This is a genomic window from Streptomyces uncialis (assembly GCF_001905345.1).
Taxonomy (GTDB): domain Bacteria; phylum Actinomycetota; class Actinomycetes; order Streptomycetales; family Streptomycetaceae; genus Streptomyces; species Streptomyces uncialis.
The window spans coordinates 100,868-116,675 of sequence record NZ_LFBV01000009.1; the positions used below are offsets into that span (position 1 = coordinate 100,868).

General features: G+C 70.8%; 15 protein-coding genes. 13 read left to right on the forward strand and 2 right to left on the reverse strand.

Going from position 1 to position 15,808, the window contains the following annotated elements; translation table 11 throughout:
• Positions 1-3: 3 nt before the first annotated feature.
• From AB852_RS29150 to AB852_RS29200, 11 genes are all read left to right on the forward strand, one after another.
• Entirely contained in the window at positions 4-816 is an 813-nt protein-coding gene (locus AB852_RS29150; RefSeq protein WP_073793222.1) for an enhanced serine sensitivity protein SseB, read from the forward strand.
• Between the two features lie 167 nt (positions 817-983).
• Positions 984-1,778: an enhanced serine sensitivity protein SseB C-terminal domain-containing protein gene (locus AB852_RS29155; RefSeq protein WP_073793223.1), complete on the forward strand. Its 795-nt coding sequence runs from the start codon at positions 984-986 to the stop codon at positions 1,776-1,778.
• A gap of 362 nt (positions 1,779-2,140) precedes the next feature.
• Complete coding sequence (locus tag AB852_RS29160) at positions 2,141-3,142, forward strand: ABC transporter permease (protein ID WP_073793224.1); 1,002 nt, start codon at positions 2,141-2,143, stop codon at positions 3,140-3,142.
• Positions 3,143-3,205: 63 nt separating this feature from the next.
• On the forward strand, positions 3,206-4,993 hold the full coding sequence (locus tag AB852_RS29165; RefSeq protein ID WP_073793225.1) for an ABC transporter substrate-binding protein: 1,788 nt from the start codon (positions 3,206-3,208) through the stop codon (positions 4,991-4,993).
• Between the two features lie 117 nt (positions 4,994-5,110).
• Positions 5,111-6,109, forward strand: coding sequence for an ABC transporter permease (locus AB852_RS29170; RefSeq protein WP_073793226.1), 999 nt, complete (start codon positions 5,111-5,113; stop codon positions 6,107-6,109).
• The gene (locus AB852_RS29175; RefSeq protein ID WP_073793227.1) at positions 6,106-7,203 is read left to right on the forward strand and encodes an ABC transporter ATP-binding protein; all 1,098 of its coding nucleotides are present in this window, start codon (positions 6,106-6,108) and stop codon (positions 7,201-7,203) included. The genes AB852_RS29170 and AB852_RS29175 overlap by 4 nt, the downstream gene beginning before the upstream one ends.
• A 14-nt stretch (positions 7,204-7,217) precedes the next feature.
• On the forward strand, positions 7,218-8,429 hold the full coding sequence (locus AB852_RS29180; RefSeq protein WP_073793413.1) for an ABC transporter ATP-binding protein: 1,212 nt from the start codon (positions 7,218-7,220) through the stop codon (positions 8,427-8,429).
• A gap of 592 nt (positions 8,430-9,021) precedes the next feature.
• A complete protein-coding gene (locus AB852_RS29185) occupies positions 9,022-9,684 on the forward strand; it encodes a trimeric intracellular cation channel family protein (RefSeq protein ID WP_073793228.1) in 663 nt (220 codons plus the stop codon).
• A 65-nt stretch (positions 9,685-9,749) separates the two neighbouring features.
• Positions 9,750-10,613, forward strand: a complete 864-nt coding sequence (locus tag AB852_RS29190; protein WP_073793229.1) for a thioesterase family protein — start codon at positions 9,750-9,752, stop codon at positions 10,611-10,613.
• A gap of 31 nt (positions 10,614-10,644) precedes the next feature.
• Positions 10,645-11,625 carry a helix-turn-helix transcriptional regulator gene (locus AB852_RS29195; RefSeq protein ID WP_073793414.1) on the forward strand — a complete coding sequence of 327 codons (981 nt, stop codon included), beginning with the start codon at positions 10,645-10,647 and terminating at the stop codon, positions 11,623-11,625.
• A 125-nt stretch (positions 11,626-11,750) separates the two neighbouring features.
• Positions 11,751-12,914, forward strand: coding sequence for a cysteine desulfurase family protein (locus AB852_RS29200; protein ID WP_073793230.1), 1,164 nt, complete (start codon positions 11,751-11,753; stop codon positions 12,912-12,914).
• A gap of 19 nt (positions 12,915-12,933) precedes the next feature.
• Here the strand turns inward: AB852_RS29200 and AB852_RS29205 are convergent, their stop codons facing one another.
• Positions 12,934-13,653 (reverse strand): N-acetylmuramoyl-L-alanine amidase, encoded by a 720-nt coding sequence (locus tag AB852_RS29205; protein ID WP_073793231.1) that lies wholly within the window; start codon positions 13,651-13,653, stop codon positions 12,934-12,936.
• Positions 13,654-13,714: 61 nt separating this feature from the next.
• Between AB852_RS29205 and mnmA the strand changes: the two genes are divergently transcribed.
• Positions 13,715-14,839 (forward strand): tRNA 2-thiouridine(34) synthase MnmA, encoded by a 1,125-nt coding sequence (mnmA, locus tag AB852_RS29210; RefSeq protein WP_073793232.1) that lies wholly within the window; start codon positions 13,715-13,717, stop codon positions 14,837-14,839.
• Between the two features lie 27 nt (positions 14,840-14,866).
• Here the strand turns inward: mnmA and AB852_RS29215 are convergent, their stop codons facing one another.
• On the reverse strand, positions 14,867-15,193 hold the full coding sequence (locus AB852_RS29215; protein ID WP_073793233.1) for a DUF427 domain-containing protein: 327 nt from the start codon (positions 15,191-15,193) through the stop codon (positions 14,867-14,869).
• A gap of 56 nt (positions 15,194-15,249) precedes the next feature.
• Here AB852_RS29215 and AB852_RS29220 point away from each other — a divergent pair, with 56 nt between their 5' ends.
• On the forward strand, positions 15,250-15,789 hold the full coding sequence (locus tag AB852_RS29220) for an LOG family protein (RefSeq protein ID WP_073793234.1): 540 nt from the start codon (positions 15,250-15,252) through the stop codon (positions 15,787-15,789).
• Positions 15,790-15,808 lie beyond the last annotated feature (19 nt).

The following is a 15,808-nucleotide window of genomic DNA, read 5'->3' on the forward strand; positions in this document are numbered from 1 at the left end:
ACCATGGAGTTCCCGGCCCCCGCACCGGCCCCCCACCCCCCGGAGGGCCCCGCACCGGCCCCCCACCCGCCCGAGGGCAACGGGTGGCCCGCGAACGAGTTGGAGGAGGTGCTCGCCGCCTCCGTGGGCGTCCCCACGGCCGCCCCCCGGATCGTCGAGGCCCTGGGCCGCAGCCGGATATGGGTTCCGCTCCCCAACGGCGGCGGCCCCACCAGCAGCAGCCTCGATCTGCCGACCCTGGAGATCGACGGCCAGGCCTACGTCCCCGTCTTCAGCTCCGAGCACCGCTTCCACCAGACCGTCGGCGACCGTATGGACGGCACCGCCGCCCCGGCCGTCGAGTTCGCCCGGGGCCTGCCCCCGCAGCTCGGCATCGTCCTCAACCCCGACGGCCCCGTCGGCGTCCCGCTGCCGCCCCCGGCCGTCGCGGAACTGTGCCGCGCCGGACGCACCGCCCTCGACGGCCCCGGCAGCGGCGGCCGGGTCCGCCTCTTCGAGCCGGACTGGAAGGAGGACCCCGTCGACTTCCTCGCCGCCGCGAGCGCCGAGTTCGAGGGCACGGGCGTCGTCACCACGGCCCGCCGCTGCCTCGCCAGCGTGGAGGGCGCCGAGCCGAACCTCTTCGTCGGCGTCGAACTGGACCCCGCGCAGCTCGCCGGAGCCGGTCGCGAACTCCCGCTGGACGCCCTCGGCCGCGCCCTCGGCCTGGTACCGGTGGCCTGGGGGGTCAACCTCGTCCTCCTCGACGTCGCCCATGATCCCGTCGCCGACTGGATGCGGGAGAAGGTGCGGCCCTTCTACGCCCGGGGCCGGTGAACACCGTCACCTGTGACCGACCTGGGACCGGCACGTCAAGTCGGTCCCGGCCGTGGCGCTTAAGCTGGTTTCATGGCCTGATCCGGGGCCCGGGCGGACCGGGGCGGACGAATCGGGTCGTGTCGGCTGCGGAACTGTTCTGATGGGTCACGAAGGGGCGGTCAAGGGTGAGTGCGTCGGGCACGGCTGCGGCCGGGCAGATCGAGCACATGCTGCGCCAGGTGACCCCCGGGCGCTACGACGCGTACGAGGCGTTGCTGCGCGCCCTGGCCGACCCGTCGTCCGGCCAGGTCTGGATGCTGCTGTGGCAGGGCCGCTCGGGCTCGCCCGACGCCCAGTACGGCAACATGGACGTCGACGGCCTCGGCTACGCCCCCTGTGTGACCTCGGCCCAGGAGCTGTCCGCGAGCGGCTGGAACCGCGGCTACGAGGTACTGCCCGTCACCGAGGTCGCCCGCGCCCTCTACCCCGACCGCTACGGCCTGTGGCTCAACCCGCACGCCCCCGGCGGCGGTGTCGGCATCCCCTGGCTCGATCTGCGGCGTGTCGCCACCGGCCTGGAGCGCCAGCCCGCCGGACCGCTGCGGCTGACCGAGCCGGCGATCGAGATCCCGCAGTTCTACGCGCTGCTCGGACAGAACGCCCACCGCACCCCCGCCGTCCGCTCGCTGCGCCGCGCCTGGGTGCAGCCCGCGCTCGGCGCCCCGTACCTGGCGATCGGGCTGGACGTGTACGACAGCGGCCCCGGTGCCGTGGACGCGGTGCGGGCGATGATGCAGCAGTCCATCGGCGCGGTGCCCGAGGGCCTCGCCGTGTCGACGGTCGCGCTGTCCGACGAGTACGACCCCGTCGCGATGTGGCTGCGGGCGCACGCCCGGCCCTTCTACGACCGCGAATCGCATGTCGCCCCCGCCGCGCCTACCGCCGGGTACGGCTACCCGCCGCAGCAGAGCGCGTACTGACCCGCTCTGTCACCTCACGGGCCCTCCGTGCCCGTTGACCCCTTTTACTCTTCGGCGCGGCTTGTGCGGGCAGAAGTCGCACTGGTCTACGCGCGTCCTGTAACGGTTTCCAACTGGCCGGTGTCCGGGGTTCGTTACCTCCCGTTCGAATAACGGAACCTGCCGGACCGCATCACGGTTGCGCATCCATTCACTGTCAGGTCTGGCTACGGATCGCGGCCGGGATGAAGACTCCCGCACCAGGGGCCGCGCCGCCCCGCTCGACGGGGGCACCCAGCCCTCACGCACGACGGCTGATCATGTCGCCATCGCGGCAAGTACGGGCCGGTCACCGCCGGTTGAGAAAAGGGGTCCCCGCCACCATGACGGCACCATTGCACGAGCCCACCGCGCAAGCGGCCCCGTCGGCCGCCGAGGAGGTCGCCGCGGTCGAGGGGAAGGCGGTGCAGGGGCGTTCCCTCGGGCGTATCGCCTGGGAGCGCCTGAAACGCGACAAACTCGCCCTGTTCGGCGGCGCCGTGGTGCTGCTGCTGATCCTGGTCGCCATCCTCGCCCCGTTCATCACCAAGCTCGCGGGCCAGGACCCCGACGTCCATCACGAGGACCTGATCGACCCGCTGTTCTCCACCCCGATCGGCTCGTACGGCGGGATGAGCGGTGAGCACTGGCTCGGTGTCGAGCCCGTCAACGGCCGCGACATCTTCGCCCGGATCGTCTACGGGGCCCGGATCTCGCTGCTCGTCGGCTTCGCGTCCGCGATGGTCGCCGTCGTGATCGGTACGGTCCTCGGGGTCCTCGCCGGTTACTTCGGCGGCTGGCTGGACGCGGCCATCAGCCGGCTGATGGACCTGCTGCTGTCCTTCCCGCAGCTGCTGTTCATCATCGCGCTGGTCTCGGTGATGCCGAACGAGATGCTGGGGCTCACCGGCACCGGTGTCCGGCTCTTCGTGATGATCCTGGTCATCGGCTTCTTCGGCTGGCCCTACGTCGGCCGTGTGGTGCGCGGCCAGACCCTCTCGCTGCGGGAGCGCGAGTACGTGGAGGCGGCCCGCAGTCTCGGCGCGGGACGCTTCTACATCCTGTTCAAGGAACTGCTGCCCAACCTGGTGGCCCCGATCATCGTGTACATGACCATGATGATCCCGACGAACATCCTCACGGAGGCGGCCCTCAGCTTCCTGGGTGTCGGCGTCAAGCCGCCCACCTCGTCCTGGGGCGACATGCTCTCCTCCGCGGTGAGCTACTACGAGGCCGACCCGATGTACATGGTCATCCCGGGTCTGGCCATCTTCATCACCGTCCTCTCCTTCAATCTCTTCGGCGACGGCGTACGCGATGCGCTCGACCCGAAGGGCTCCCGCTGAACTGCCGTACCACCAGGGCCCGTTGCTCGGACAGGCCACGAATCACACGGAGGAACCGACATCGTGACTACCCACATCAGCAGAGGACGGCGCAAGCAGGCCGTGGCGGCGACCGCCGTGGTCGCGGCGCTGCTGGCCACGGCGGCGTGCGGCGGCGACAGCGGCGGCGACAACGATGGCAAGGGCGGCGGCAAGGCCGCGGGCTTCGACGCGGCCAACAACAAGATCGCGAGCGCCGGTGCTACGAAGGGCGGCACGCTCAAGTTCGCGGGCGCCCAGGACGCCGACTCATGGGACACCACCCGCGGCTACTACGGCTTCGCGTGGAACTTCATGCGCTACTACAGCCGTCAGCTCGTCACCAGCCAGACCCAGCCCGGCAAGGCCGGCTCCGACCTGACCCCGGACCTCGCCAGCGCGCGCGCCGAGATCAGCGACGACGGCAAGACGTACAAGTACACCCTGCGTGACGGGATCACGTGGGAGGACGGCAAGCCGATCACCTCCCAGGACGTCAAGTACGGCATCCAGCGCGTGTGGGCGCAGGACGTGCTGTCCGGCGGCCCGATCTACCTCAAGGACGTCCTCGACCCCAAGGGCGAGTACCCGGGCCCGTACAAGGACAAGTCCAAGGACAAGCTCGGCCTCAAGGCGATCGAGACGCCCGACGACAAGACCATCATCTTCAAGCTGCCCGAGGCGAACAGCGACTTCGAGGAGATGCTGGCGCTCACCTCGGCGTCCCCGGTCCGCCAGGACAAGGACACCAAGTCGAAGTACGGTCTGAAGCCGTTCTCGTCCGGCCCGTACAAGTTCGAGTCGTACACGCCGAACAAGGAAATCACCCTCGTCCGCAACACGGAGTGGAAGCAGTCCTCCGACCCGGTCCGCAAGGCCCTGCCGGACAAGGTCACGGTGACCCTGTTCTCGAACGCCGACGAGATGGACAACCGCATCCTCGCCGGTGACTACCACCTGGACATCAACCAGACCGGGCTGTCCCCGCAGGGCCGTATCAAGGCCCTGAAGGACCACAAGAACAACCTGGACAACCCGGTCTCCGGCTACATCCGCTACGCGGTGTTCCCGCAGACGGTCGCGCCGTTCGACAACATCGAGTGCCGCAAGGCCGTCATCTACGGCGCCGACCACAAGTCGCTCCAGACCGCGCGCGGCGGCCCGATGGCCGGTGGCGACATCGGCACCAACATGCTCCCGCCGTCCGTCCCGGGCTCCGAGGGCCAGAAGTACGACCCGTACGGTCTCGCCCAGAACGACGGCAAGCCCGACGAGGCCAAGGCCAAGGACGCGCTGAAGAAGTGCGGCAAGCCGAACGGCTTCAAGACCACCATCGCCGTCCGGAACAACAAGCCGGTCGAGGTGGCCACCGCCGAGTCGCTCCAGGCGTCGCTGAAGAAGATCGGCATCACGGTCGACATCGACAAGTACGACGGCTCGCAGACCTCGGGCATCATCGGCAACCCGAAGGTCGTCAAGGACAAGAACTACGGCATCATCATCATGGGCTGGGGCCCCGACTTCCCGTCGGTCCAGGGCTACGGCCAGCCGCTGTGGGACAGCAAGTACATCCTCGACAGCGGTAACAACAACTTCGCGATGATCAACGACAAGGCGATCGACGGCAACTTCGACAAGTTCGTCACCGAGCTGGACGACGCGAAGAAGGAGCAGCTCGCCACCCAGATCAACCACCAGGTGATGGAGGGCGCGTACTACCTGCCCTTCGTCTTCGAGAAGTTCATCAACTTCCGGTCGTCGGACCTGACCAACGTGTACACCACGGACGCGTACAGCGGTCAGTACGACTTCATCAGCCTGGGCCTGAAGTAACGACCACCCCGGCACACCCGCCGTACGGCACGAAAGGCAGGTGAAGGCCGGAGCGGTAGGGTCGCGGGCCATCGGACGACCTCCGGTGGCCCGCGACCCCCGCCGGGCCGAAGAGCTGTGCTCGCATACCTCATCAGGCGGCTGCTGGCCGCCGCAGTGATGCTGGTGGTCATCGTCGTGGTGGTCTTCTGCATCTTCTTCCTCATCCCCCAGTGGGCGGGCGTCGACCCGGCCACGATGTACGTGGGCAAGCAGTCCGACGCCGCGGCCGTGGAGGCCGTGCGGGACAAGCTCCAGCTCGGCGACCCGATCTACGCGCAGGTCCTGGAGTTCTTCAAGGGTCTGTTCGTCGGCCGCACCTACGCGGCGGGCGGCGAGGTCACCAACTGCTCGGCTCCCTGCTTCGGTTACTCGTTCCGCAGTGAGCAGGCCATCTGGCCCGTCCTCACCGACCGGCTGCCGGTGACCCTGACCCTGGCGCTCGGCGCGGCCGTCCTGTGGCTGCTGTTCGGTGTCGCCGCCGGTGTGCTCTCCGCCCTCAAGCGGGGCACCTTGTGGGACCGCTCGGCCATGGTCGTCGCCCTCTCGGGCGTCTCCCTGCCGATCTACTTCACCGCGCTGCTCTCGCTCGCCGCCTTCGACTACGGCCTCGGCTGGATCGACGGCGAGTACCAGGAGATCGGTGACGGACTCGGCGGCTGGTTCCAGGGCATGCTCCTGCCCTGGGTGACCCTGTCCTTCCTGTACGCGGCGATGTACGCGCGGATCACCCGGGCCACCATGCTCGAAGTGCTCGGCGAGGACTACATCCGCACCGCCCGCGCCAAGGGACTGACCGAACCCGTCGTCATCGGCAAGCACGCCATGCGCTCCACGATGACCCCGATCCTCACCATGCTCGGGATGGACCTCGGGGCCCTGATCGGCGGCGCGATCCTCACCGAGACCGCGTTCAACCTCCCAGGACTCGGCCAGGCCGTCCTCAAGGCGATCAGTGAACGCGACCTGCCGATCATCCTCGGCGTCACCCTGGTCACCTCGCTCGCCGTGATCGTCGCCAACCTCGCCGTGGACTTCCTCTACGCCGTGATCGACCCCCGAGTGAGGCTCGCATGACCCGACTCAGCAAGACCGGGGCGGCCCTCGGCGAACCCGTGACCGACTCCCCGCCGCCCACCGCGTTCCTCGACGTACGCGATCTGAAGGTGCACTTCCCGACCGACGACGGCGTGGTCAAGTCCGTCGACGGACTCAGCTTCACGCTGGAGAAGGGCAAGACCCTCGGGATCGTCGGGGAGTCCGGCTCCGGCAAGTCGGTGACCTCGCTCGGCATCATGGGCCTGCACACCGCCGGCCAGTACGGCAAGCGCAAGGCCCGGCTCTCCGGGGAGATCTGGCTCGACGGACAAGAGCTGCTGTCCGCCGACCCGGACAAGGTGCGCAAGCTGCGCGGCCGGGAGATGGCGATGATCTTCCAGGACCCGCTGTCCGCGCTGCACCCGTACTACACGATCGGCCAGCAGATCGTGGAGGCGTACCGCGTCCACCACGACGTCAGCAAGAAGGCCGCCCGCAAGCGGGCCGTCGACATGCTCGACCGGGTCGGCATCCCCCAGCCCGACAAACGCGTCGACAGCTACCCGCACGAGTTCTCCGGCGGGATGCGCCAGCGCGCCATGATCGCCATGGCACTGGTCAACAACCCCGAACTGCTCATCGCGGACGAGCCGACGACCGCCCTCGACGTCACCGTCCAGGCGCAGATCCTCGACCTGATCCGCGATCTCCAGAAGGAGTTCGGCTCGGCGGTCGTCATCATCACCCACGACCTGGGGGTCGTCGCCGAACTCGCCGACGACATCCTGGTGATGTACGGCGGCCGGTGCGTGGAACGCGGACCCGCCGAGCAGGTGTTCTACGAGCCCCGCCACCCCTACACCTGGGGACTGCTCGGCTCGATGCCCCGGCTCGACCGCGAGGAGACCGAACGGCTGATCCCGGTCAAGGGCTCCCCGCCCTCGCTGATCAACATCCCGGACGGCTGCGCCTTCAACCCGCGCTGCCCGTACGCGGACGTCCCCAAGGACGACGTCACGCGCAAGGTCCGCCCCGAGCTGACGCGGGTCGGCGGTGCCCACTGGGCCGCCTGCCATATGGCGCAGGAGCAGCGGGAGCGGATCTGGACCGAAGAGATTGCGCCCAAGCTGTGAGCGAGGACAAACCCGTGACGAGCGACGACAAAGGCTCCACGCCGGTCCCCGCCCAGCGGTCCGTCGGCGCCGCCTTGACCGAGGACCCGGCACCCGGCGAGGTGCTGCTGAGGGTCAGCGGTCTCCAGAAGCACTTCCCCATCCGCAAGGGCCTGCTCCAGCGGCAGTCCGGGGCGGTCAAGGCGGTCGACGGCATCGACTTCGAGGTACGCGCGGGGGAGACCCTGGGCGTCGTCGGCGAGTCGGGCTGCGGCAAGTCCACGATGGGGCGGCTCATCACCCGGCTGCTGGAACCCACGGCCGGCACGGTGGAGTTCCAGGGCCGGGACATCACGCACCTCGGGGTCGCCGGGATGCGGCCCCTGCGGCGCGATGTCCAGATGATCTTCCAGGACCCGTACTCCTCGCTGAACCCCCGGCACACCATCGGCACGATCGTGGGCGCGCCCTTCCGGCTCCAGCGGGTCAGCCCCGAGGGCGGTGTCAAGAAGGAGGTCCAGCGGCTGCTGGAGGTGGTCGGCCTCAACCCCGAGCACTACAACCGCTATCCGCACGAGTTCTCCGGCGGCCAGCGCCAGCGCATCGGGATCGCCCGCGCGCTCGCCCTCAAGCCGAAGCTGGTCGTGGCGGACGAGCCCGTGTCGGCGCTGGACGTGTCCATCCAGGCGCAGGTGGTCAACCTCCTGGACGATCTCCAGACCGAGCTGGGGCTCACCTATGTGATCATCGCGCACGATCTGTCCGTCGTCCGGCATGTCTCGGACCGGATCGCGGTGATGTACCTCGGCAAGATCGTCGAGCTGGCGGACCGCAAGTCGCTGTACGCGTCGCCCATGCATCCGTACACCAAGGCCCTGATGTCGGCGGTGCCGATCCCGGACCCCCGGCGGCGGACCGCCAAGAGCGAGCGCATCCTGCTGAAGGGGGACGTGCCGTCGCCCATCTCGCCGCCCAGCGGCTGCCGGTTCCACACCCGGTGCTGGAAGGCCACGGAGATCTGCGCGCGGCAGGAGCCGGTGTTCGTGGAGCTGCGGCCGGGGCAGTCCGTGGCCTGCCACCATCCCGAGAACGCGGCGGATCAGGCGCCGGGGGACACGGTGCTGTTGTCGGCGGCGGTGGACGCGGTGGCGGTGGTGGCGGTGGGGAAGGACGCGCCGGCCCCCACGCATGTGTCCGACCCGTCGCAGGTCCGGACTCCGTCGGAGGCGGCCGCGGACGACGCGTGAGCGGGTGGCTCCCGCCCCGCCTCCGGTGACCGCCGGGGGCGGGTCGCCTTCGCTTGCGCTTTTCGGGTCTGTCCGGCGGGGCGCACTTCGTTCCTGTGCAGGTCGGACGGGGGTGCGCAGTTCCCCGCAGGTCGCCTTCGCTTGCGCTTCCGAGGTTTGTCCAGCTGGGCCTACCTGTCCCTGTGCCGTCGTTCGTGGGGTGCGCAGTTCCCCGCGCCCCTTTGGGGCGCACCCGGCTTGTTCTTCGGGTCGGTGCCGGTCGGGATTCTCCGTCCTCGCTCCAACGCGCTCGGTCGGACATCCCCCTTGCCCTGCTGAAGAGCATCGGAGTCTGCGGGCAGAGATTCCCGCCCACCCCCTTACGCGAGTCCCGCGACTGCACGAGGAGAGGGGTGCCCCTTCAGGGGCGCGGGGAACTGCGCAAAAACGAGGACGGCCCGCACCCGACAAGCGACCGCAATGGGGCAGCACCCAGGGGCGCGGGGAACTGCGCACCCCCGTCCGACCCGCACGGGAACAGGTAGGCCCAGCCGGACGGACCTCGGAAGCGCAAGCGAAGGCGGTCTGCGGGGGATATGGGGGAGAATGGCCCGTGCTCCAAGACCTGTTCACCCCCTCCGTCCAGCACGCGCTGGACCTCGCCGGGATCTTCGTCTTCGCCATCTCCGGCGCGCTCCTCGCCGTACGCAAGAACTTCGACGTGTTCGGCATAGCCGTCCTCGCCGAGGTCACCGCCCTGGGCGGCGGGCTCTTCCGGGACCTGGTGATCGGCGCCGTCCCCCCTGCGGCGTTCACCGACCTCGGCTACTTCCTGACCCCCCTGGTCGCCGCGGCGCTCGTCTTCTTCCTGCACCCGCAGGTGGAACGCATCCAGACGGGGGTGAACGTCTTCGACGCCGCGGGCCTCGGCCTCTTCGGGGTGACGGGCACCACCAAGGCGTACGAGTACGGCCTGGGGCTCACCGCGTCGGCGGCGCTCGGACTGGCCACGGCCGTCGGCGGCGGTGTGCTGCGGGACATGATCGCCAACGAGGTCCCGTCCCTGGTCCGCTGGGACCGGGACCTGTACGCGGTACCCGCCATGGTCGGCGCGTGCATGGCCGCCCTGTTCATCCAGTACGACATGCTCAACGTCCTGACCAGCGCGATCGCCGTGGTCACGACCTTCGCCATCCGGCTGCTCGCCCTGCGTTTCCACTGGCGCGCGCCCCGCGCCTGGAACCGCCGCTCGACGGCCGTGGAGATCGACGAGTGAGCGGCCGACGGTCCGGGACCGGCGAAAAGCTACCGCTTAGTATGGACCTGTTGTAGCGTACCGGCATGTCAGAGACACGGGTAGAGGCAGCGATCGGCGACAGCGAGTTCGACCGGGACACCGCGGTCGTGCCCCGGGGCCCCGCCGACCCGGGCGTCTACGACACCGAGCTGTCGCCCGGCTGGACGATCATCTCCGCCGTCAACGGCGGCTATCTGCTCGCCCTCGTCGGCCGCGCCCTCGCCCACGCCCTGCCCCACCCCGACCCCTTCACCGTCTCGGCCCACTACCTCACGGCGTCCCGCCCCGGCCCCGCCGTCATCCGCACCGAGACGGTCCGCACCGGCCGCACCCTCTCCACCGGCCAGGCGTCCCTCTTCCAGCTCGACGACGACGGCCACGAGGTCGAACGGATGCGGGTCCTCGCCGCGTACGGAGACCTCGGCGCCCTTCCCGACGATGTCCGCACCTCGGCCAAGCCGCCCCAGCTGCCCCCGTACGACCAGTGCCTCGGCCCCGAGGACGCCCCGGGCGACACTCCCCTGCCCGGCAGCTCCGCCATCACCGAACGGCTCGCGCTCAAGCTCGACCCCGCGACCCTCGGCTGGGTCCTCGGCGCGCCCTCCGGACGCGGTGAGATGCGGGCCTGGCTCGGGCTCGCCGACGGCCGGGACCCTGACCCGCTGTCGCTGCTGCTCGCCGTGGACGCCCTGCCGCCGACCGCCTTCGAACTCGGACTGAAGGGCTGGGTCCCCACGGTCGAGCTGACCGCCCATGTCCGCTGCCGTCCCGCCCCCGGCCCGCTGCGGGTCTCCGTCACCACCCGCAATCTCGCGGGCGGATTCCTGGAGGAGGACGCCGAGGTCTGGGACAGCGCGGACCGGCTCGTCGCCCAGTCCCGCCAGCTGGCCCGCGCCAAGCTGGACTGACCGCGCACCCCGGTACGCGATGCTGGGGGACGTGAAGTCCGACCGGCTGCTCTCGATCCTGCTGCTGCTCCAGACCCGGGGCAGGGTCCCCGCGCCCGAGCTCGCCGAGCGGCTGGACGTGTCGGTGCGCACCATCTACCGGGACGTCGAGGCGCTCTCCGCGTCCGGGGTGCCCGTGTACACCGAACGCGGCCGGCACGGCGGGATCGCCCTGCTCGACGGCTACCGCACCGATGTCACCGGACTCACCGCCGACGAGTCCCGCGCCCTGTTCGTCGTCGCCGCGCAGGGCGCCCACACCGCGCTGGGACTCGACGAGGCCCTCGCCTCCGCGCTGCTCAAGGTCATGGCCGCGCTGCCCGCCCCCCACCGGCCCGCCGCCGAACTCGTCAACAGCCGGGTCCTCGTCGACGCCACCCGCTGGTACCCCGGACCGCCCCGCGAGGGCGGCCCGGTGGACCTCGGAGCGCTCCAGGACGCCGTCTTCACGGACCGCCGGCTGCGGCTGAGCTACCGGCACGGCGGTGCGACGGACCACCGGACCCGTACCGTCGACCCGTACGGACTGGTCGCCAAGGCGGGCGTCTGGTACCTCGTGGCCGACCAGGACGGTGACCCCCGGCTCTTCCGCGCCGACCGGATACGCGCCGCGACCGTCCTCGACGATCCCGTCGAACGCCGCCCCGGCGCCACCCTCGCCGACACCTGGGACACCCTGCGGCGCACGGTCGAGGACCGCCCCCGCGGCATCGAGGTCACCGCCCGGGTCCGCCGCTCCCGACTCGACCTCTTCCTCACGCTCTGCGGCGGCGCGGTCCGCGAACTCCCGCCGGACGGTACGGGGGAGTGGCTGACGGTGAAGCTCACCTACCGTTCCCCCGCCGAAGCGCGGCTGACCCTCGCCTTCGCGGACGACGTGGAGGTCCTGTCACCCCCCGAGGTCCGCGCGGAACTGGCCCGCGCCACCCATGCGCTCACCACCCGCTACGGCGGTGCCACGGACGGCGTCTGACCCCGGCCCGCGCCCTGGGACGCCGCCCCGCGCCGCCACCGGGAACACCGCTCGAAGCACCGCGAAGCGGACCAGGGGCGGCCCGCCGACATCCCCCCGGCCCCGGCTCGTAGAATCGGTCCACCATGGCTTACCTCGACCACGCCGCGACCACTCCGATGCTCCCGGAGGCGATCGAGGCGATGACAGCCCAGCTGACCGTCACCGGCAACGCCTCCTCGCTGCACGCCGCCGGACGCCGCGCCCGCCGCGCCGTCGAGGAAGCCCGCGAGACCCTCGCCGACTCCCTCGGCGCCCGCCCCAGCGAGATCGTCCTCACCTCCGGCGGCACCGAGGCCGACAACCTCGCCGTCAAGGGCCTGTACTGGGCCCGCAGGGACGCCGACCCCGCCCGCGTCCGCGTCCTCGCCGGACCCGTCGAGCACCACGCCGTGCTCGACGCGGTGCACTGGCTCGGCGAGCACGAGGGCGCCACCGTCGAATACCTGCCCGTCGACCGGTACGGGCGGGTCCACCCCGAAGCGCTGCGCGAGGCCATCGCCCGCAACCCGGCGGACGTGGCGCTCGCGACGGTGATGTGGGCCAACAACGAGATCGGTACGGTCATGCCCGTACGCGAACTCGCCGCCGTCGCCGCCGAGTACGGGATTCCGCTGCACGCGGACGCCGTCCAGGCCGTCGGCCAGCTGCCCGTCGGCTTCGCGGACTCCGGGCTCGCCGCGATGACCGTCTCCGGCCACAAGATCGGCGGCCCCTACGGGATCGGCGCGCTGCTCCTGGGCCGCGAGTGGACGCCCGTCCCGGTGCTCCACGGCGGCGGCCAGGAACGCCACGTACGCTCCGGGACGCTGGACGCGCCCGCGGTGGTGGCCTTCGCCGTCGCCGCGCGGATCGCGACCGCACGCCAGGAATGGTTCGCGACGGAGATCGGCGCGCTGCGCGACGACCTGATCGACGGGGTGCGCCGGGCCGTGCCCGACGCGGTCCTCGGCGGCGACCCGGTGGACCGGCTCCCCGCCAACGCGCACTTCGCCTTCCCCGGCTGCGAGGGCGACTCCCTGCTGCTGCTGCTCGACGCCCAGGGCATCGAGTGCTCCACCGGCTCCGCCTGCACCGCGGGCATCGCCCAGCCCAGCCATGTCCTCCTCGCCACCGGCACCGACCCGGACCTCGCCCGGGGCACCCTGCGCTTCTCGCTGGGCCACACCAGCACCCAGGCGGACGTGGAAGCCGTCACCAAGGCGATCGGCCCCGCCGTGGAACGCGCCAGATCGGCCGGACTGACCTGACCCGGCGGTCCCGGGCGCGCTACTCGGCCGCCCGGGTGGCGCCCGGGTCGGGTGTCCTGCCGGAGCTCGCCAGCCGCTTGCGCTCGGCGCGCACCAGCGGCATGTACCGGTCCCAGTCCCAGTGCGGACCGGGATCGGTGTGGGTGGCCTCCGGGACCTCCACATGCCCGATGATGTGCTCCCGGTCCACCGGTATGTCGTACCGCGCGCAGATCCCCGCGGTGAGCCGCGCCGACGCCCGGTACATCCTGGCGGTGAAGGACGACGGCTTGTCGACCCACCCCTCGTGCTCGATACCGACGCTGCGCTGATTGAAGTCGCGGTTGCCCGCGTGGTACGCGACGTCCAGCTCCCGGATCATCTGGGTGATGTGCCCGTCCTTGCGGACGATGTAGTGCGTGGCCGCGCCGTGCGAAGGGTTCTGGAAGACCCGTACCGCGCTGTCGAAGCTGCCCTGCGTGACATGGATGATCACCCGGTCGACCCGGTAGTCGTCGGGGCGGTCCGCCCGCCGCAGATTCCCCGAGGACGCCGCCACCCAGCGCGCTCCCGTGAAGTCGACGGCGCCGTCCACCCGTGGTTTCGTGACGCCCGGCGCCCGCCACCACAGCTCCGACAGCTCCTCGCGCATGACCACGCCCGTGCCGACGACCGCCGCGGCGCCGCCGATCAACAGGCCGCGCCGACCGATGTGCGGACCCTGGCCCTCGGTCCCCTGTGCCTTCTTACGAACCCCCATGCGAAGCACAACGCGTACTCGCGGCCTGCGGTTCCCCGGCGCCCCGTACTCTGGAAGGGTTATGACTGAGACCCCGCAGCGTCCCCTCCGTGTCCTCGCCGCCATGTCCGGCGGTGTGGACTCCGCCGTAGCCGCAGCCCGCGCCGTCGAGGCCGGGCACGACGTGACCGGAGTGCATCTCGCGCTCTCCGCGAACCCGCAATCGTTCCGCACGGGCGCGCGTGGCTGCTGCACCATCGAGGACTCCCGTGACGCGCGCCGCGCGGCCGACGTCATCGGCATCCCGTTCTATGTGTGGGACCTCGCGGACCGCTTCCGCGAGGACGTCGTCGAGGACTTCGTCGCGGAGTACGAGGCGGGCCGCACCCCCAACCCCTGCCTGCGCTGCAACGAGAAGATCAAGTTCGCCGCGCTCCTGGACAAGGCCCTCGCCCTCGGCTTCGACGCGGTGTGCACGGGCCACTACGCGCGCGTGGTGACCCACCCCGACGGCACCCGGGAACTGCACCGGGCCTCGGACATGGCCAAGGACCAGTCGTACGTCCTCGGGGTGCTGGACGAGCGCCAGCTCGCGCACGCCCTGTTCCCCCTCGGTGACACGCTCACCACGAAGGACGAGATCCGCGCGGAGGCCGAGCGGCGTGACCTGGCGGTCGCCAAGAAGCCCGACAGCCACGACATCTGCTTCATCGCCGACGGGGACACCCAGGGCTTCCTGGCCTCCCGCCTCGGCAAGGCCGAGGGCGACATCCTCGACGAGTCCGGTACCAAGGTCGGCACCCACGAGGGCGCCTACGGCTACACCATCGGCCAGCGCAAGGGCCTGCGCATCGGCCACCCCGCCGCCGACGGCAAGCCCCGCTACGTGCTGGACATCTCTCCGGTGGACAACACCGTCACGGTCGGCCCGGCGGCCTCCCTCGACGTCGCGTCGCTCACGGCGATCCGCCCCCGCTGGTGCGGCACGGCGCCCACCGGCAGCGCCACGTACACCGCCCAGCTGCGCGCCCACGGCGGCGAGACCGAGGTCACCGCGGAACTCCTCGACGGCACCCTGCACGTCACCTTCACCGAGCCGGTACGCGGGGTGGCCCCCGGCCAGGCGATCGTCCTGTACGACGGCAGCCGCGTCGTCGGCTCCGCCACCATCGCGTCGACGGACCGGGCGGGCGCCCCGGTCTCCTGACCGCCCGCAGGGGCCCTGGGAAGGCCGCTAGCCGGTCACCTCCGGCTCGTAGAAGCACAGATGGTCCTTGACGGCCGCCACGGCCTCCTTCGGCTCCGGGTACGCCCACACCAGGTCGGGGGCGTCCGGGAGGGACCAGTACGACGCCGTCCCCTTGAACGGGCAGTACGTGTGCGTGTCCGACGGGGTCAGCAACTCCGTACGGACGTCCTCCGGCGGCAGGTAGTACCGCACCGGACAGCCCGTCTCGCGCAGCAGCAGAGGTCGGCGGCTCTCCGCCAGGAGCCGGCCGTCCTTGACGACGCGCACCAGTGCGGAGCCCTGTTCGATCGTGATCGTGTGTCCTCGGGTCATGTGAGGTGCAGCACCTCGCGGCGGCGGCTTCTTCCCGCGTACTACCGTGTCGCGGCATGAACATCTGTGTCTTCCTCTCCGCCGCGGACCTCGACGAGCGCTACACCGGCCCCGCCCGGCAGTTCGCGGAACTCCTCGGCAAGGGCGGCCACACCCTGGTGTGGGGCGGTTCGGACGCCGGCCTGATGAAGGTCGTCGCGGACGGTGTGCGTGAGGCCGGAGGGCGGCTGCTCGGGGTGTCCGTGGAGTTCCTGGCGCAGTTCGCGCGCACCGACACCGACGAGATGGTCGTCGCCCGCGACCTCGCCGAACGCAAGGCCCGGATGTTGGAGCAGGCCGACGGGATCGTCGTCATGGTCGGCGGTATGGGCACCCTCGACGAGGCCACCGACATCCTCGAACTGCGCAAGCACGGTCACCACACGAAGCCCGTCGTCGTGCTCAACACGGCCGGTTTCTACGACGGGCTCAAGGAGCAGTTCCGCCGCATGGACGACGAGGGCTTCCTGCCGCTCCCGCTCACCGAGCTGGTCTTCTTCGCGGAGGAACCCGTGGGCGCCCTCGCGTACCTGGAGGAGTCCTTCGGCACACGCTGAGCCCGCTGCCGGTGACGGA

Excerpts from the sequence above, each read along its gene's own strand:
- AB852_RS29150 (WP_073793222.1), top strand. The coding sequence starts at position 4 with ATGGAGTTCCCGGCCCCCGCACCGGCCCCCCACCCCCCGGAGGGCCCC.
- AB852_RS29160 (WP_073793224.1), top strand. The coding sequence starts at position 2,141 with ATGACGGCACCATTGCACGAGCCCACCGCGCAAGCGGCCCCGTCGGCC.
- AB852_RS29175 (WP_073793227.1), top strand. The coding sequence starts at position 6,106 with ATGACCCGACTCAGCAAGACCGGGGCGGCCCTCGGCGAACCCGTGACC.
- AB852_RS29190 (WP_073793229.1), top strand. The coding sequence starts at position 9,750 with ATGTCAGAGACACGGGTAGAGGCAGCGATCGGCGACAGCGAGTTCGAC.
- AB852_RS29200 (WP_073793230.1), top strand. The coding sequence starts at position 11,751 with ATGGCTTACCTCGACCACGCCGCGACCACTCCGATGCTCCCGGAGGCG.
- AB852_RS29205 (WP_073793231.1), bottom strand. The coding sequence starts at position 13,653 with ATGGGGGTTCGTAAGAAGGCACAGGGGACCGAGGGCCAGGGTCCGCAC.
- mnmA (WP_073793232.1), top strand. The coding sequence starts at position 13,715 with ATGACTGAGACCCCGCAGCGTCCCCTCCGTGTCCTCGCCGCCATGTCC.
- AB852_RS29215 (WP_073793233.1), bottom strand. The coding sequence starts at position 15,193 with ATGACCCGAGGACACACGATCACGATCGAACAGGGCTCCGCACTGGTG.
- AB852_RS29220 (WP_073793234.1), top strand. The coding sequence starts at position 15,250 with ATGAACATCTGTGTCTTCCTCTCCGCCGCGGACCTCGACGAGCGCTAC.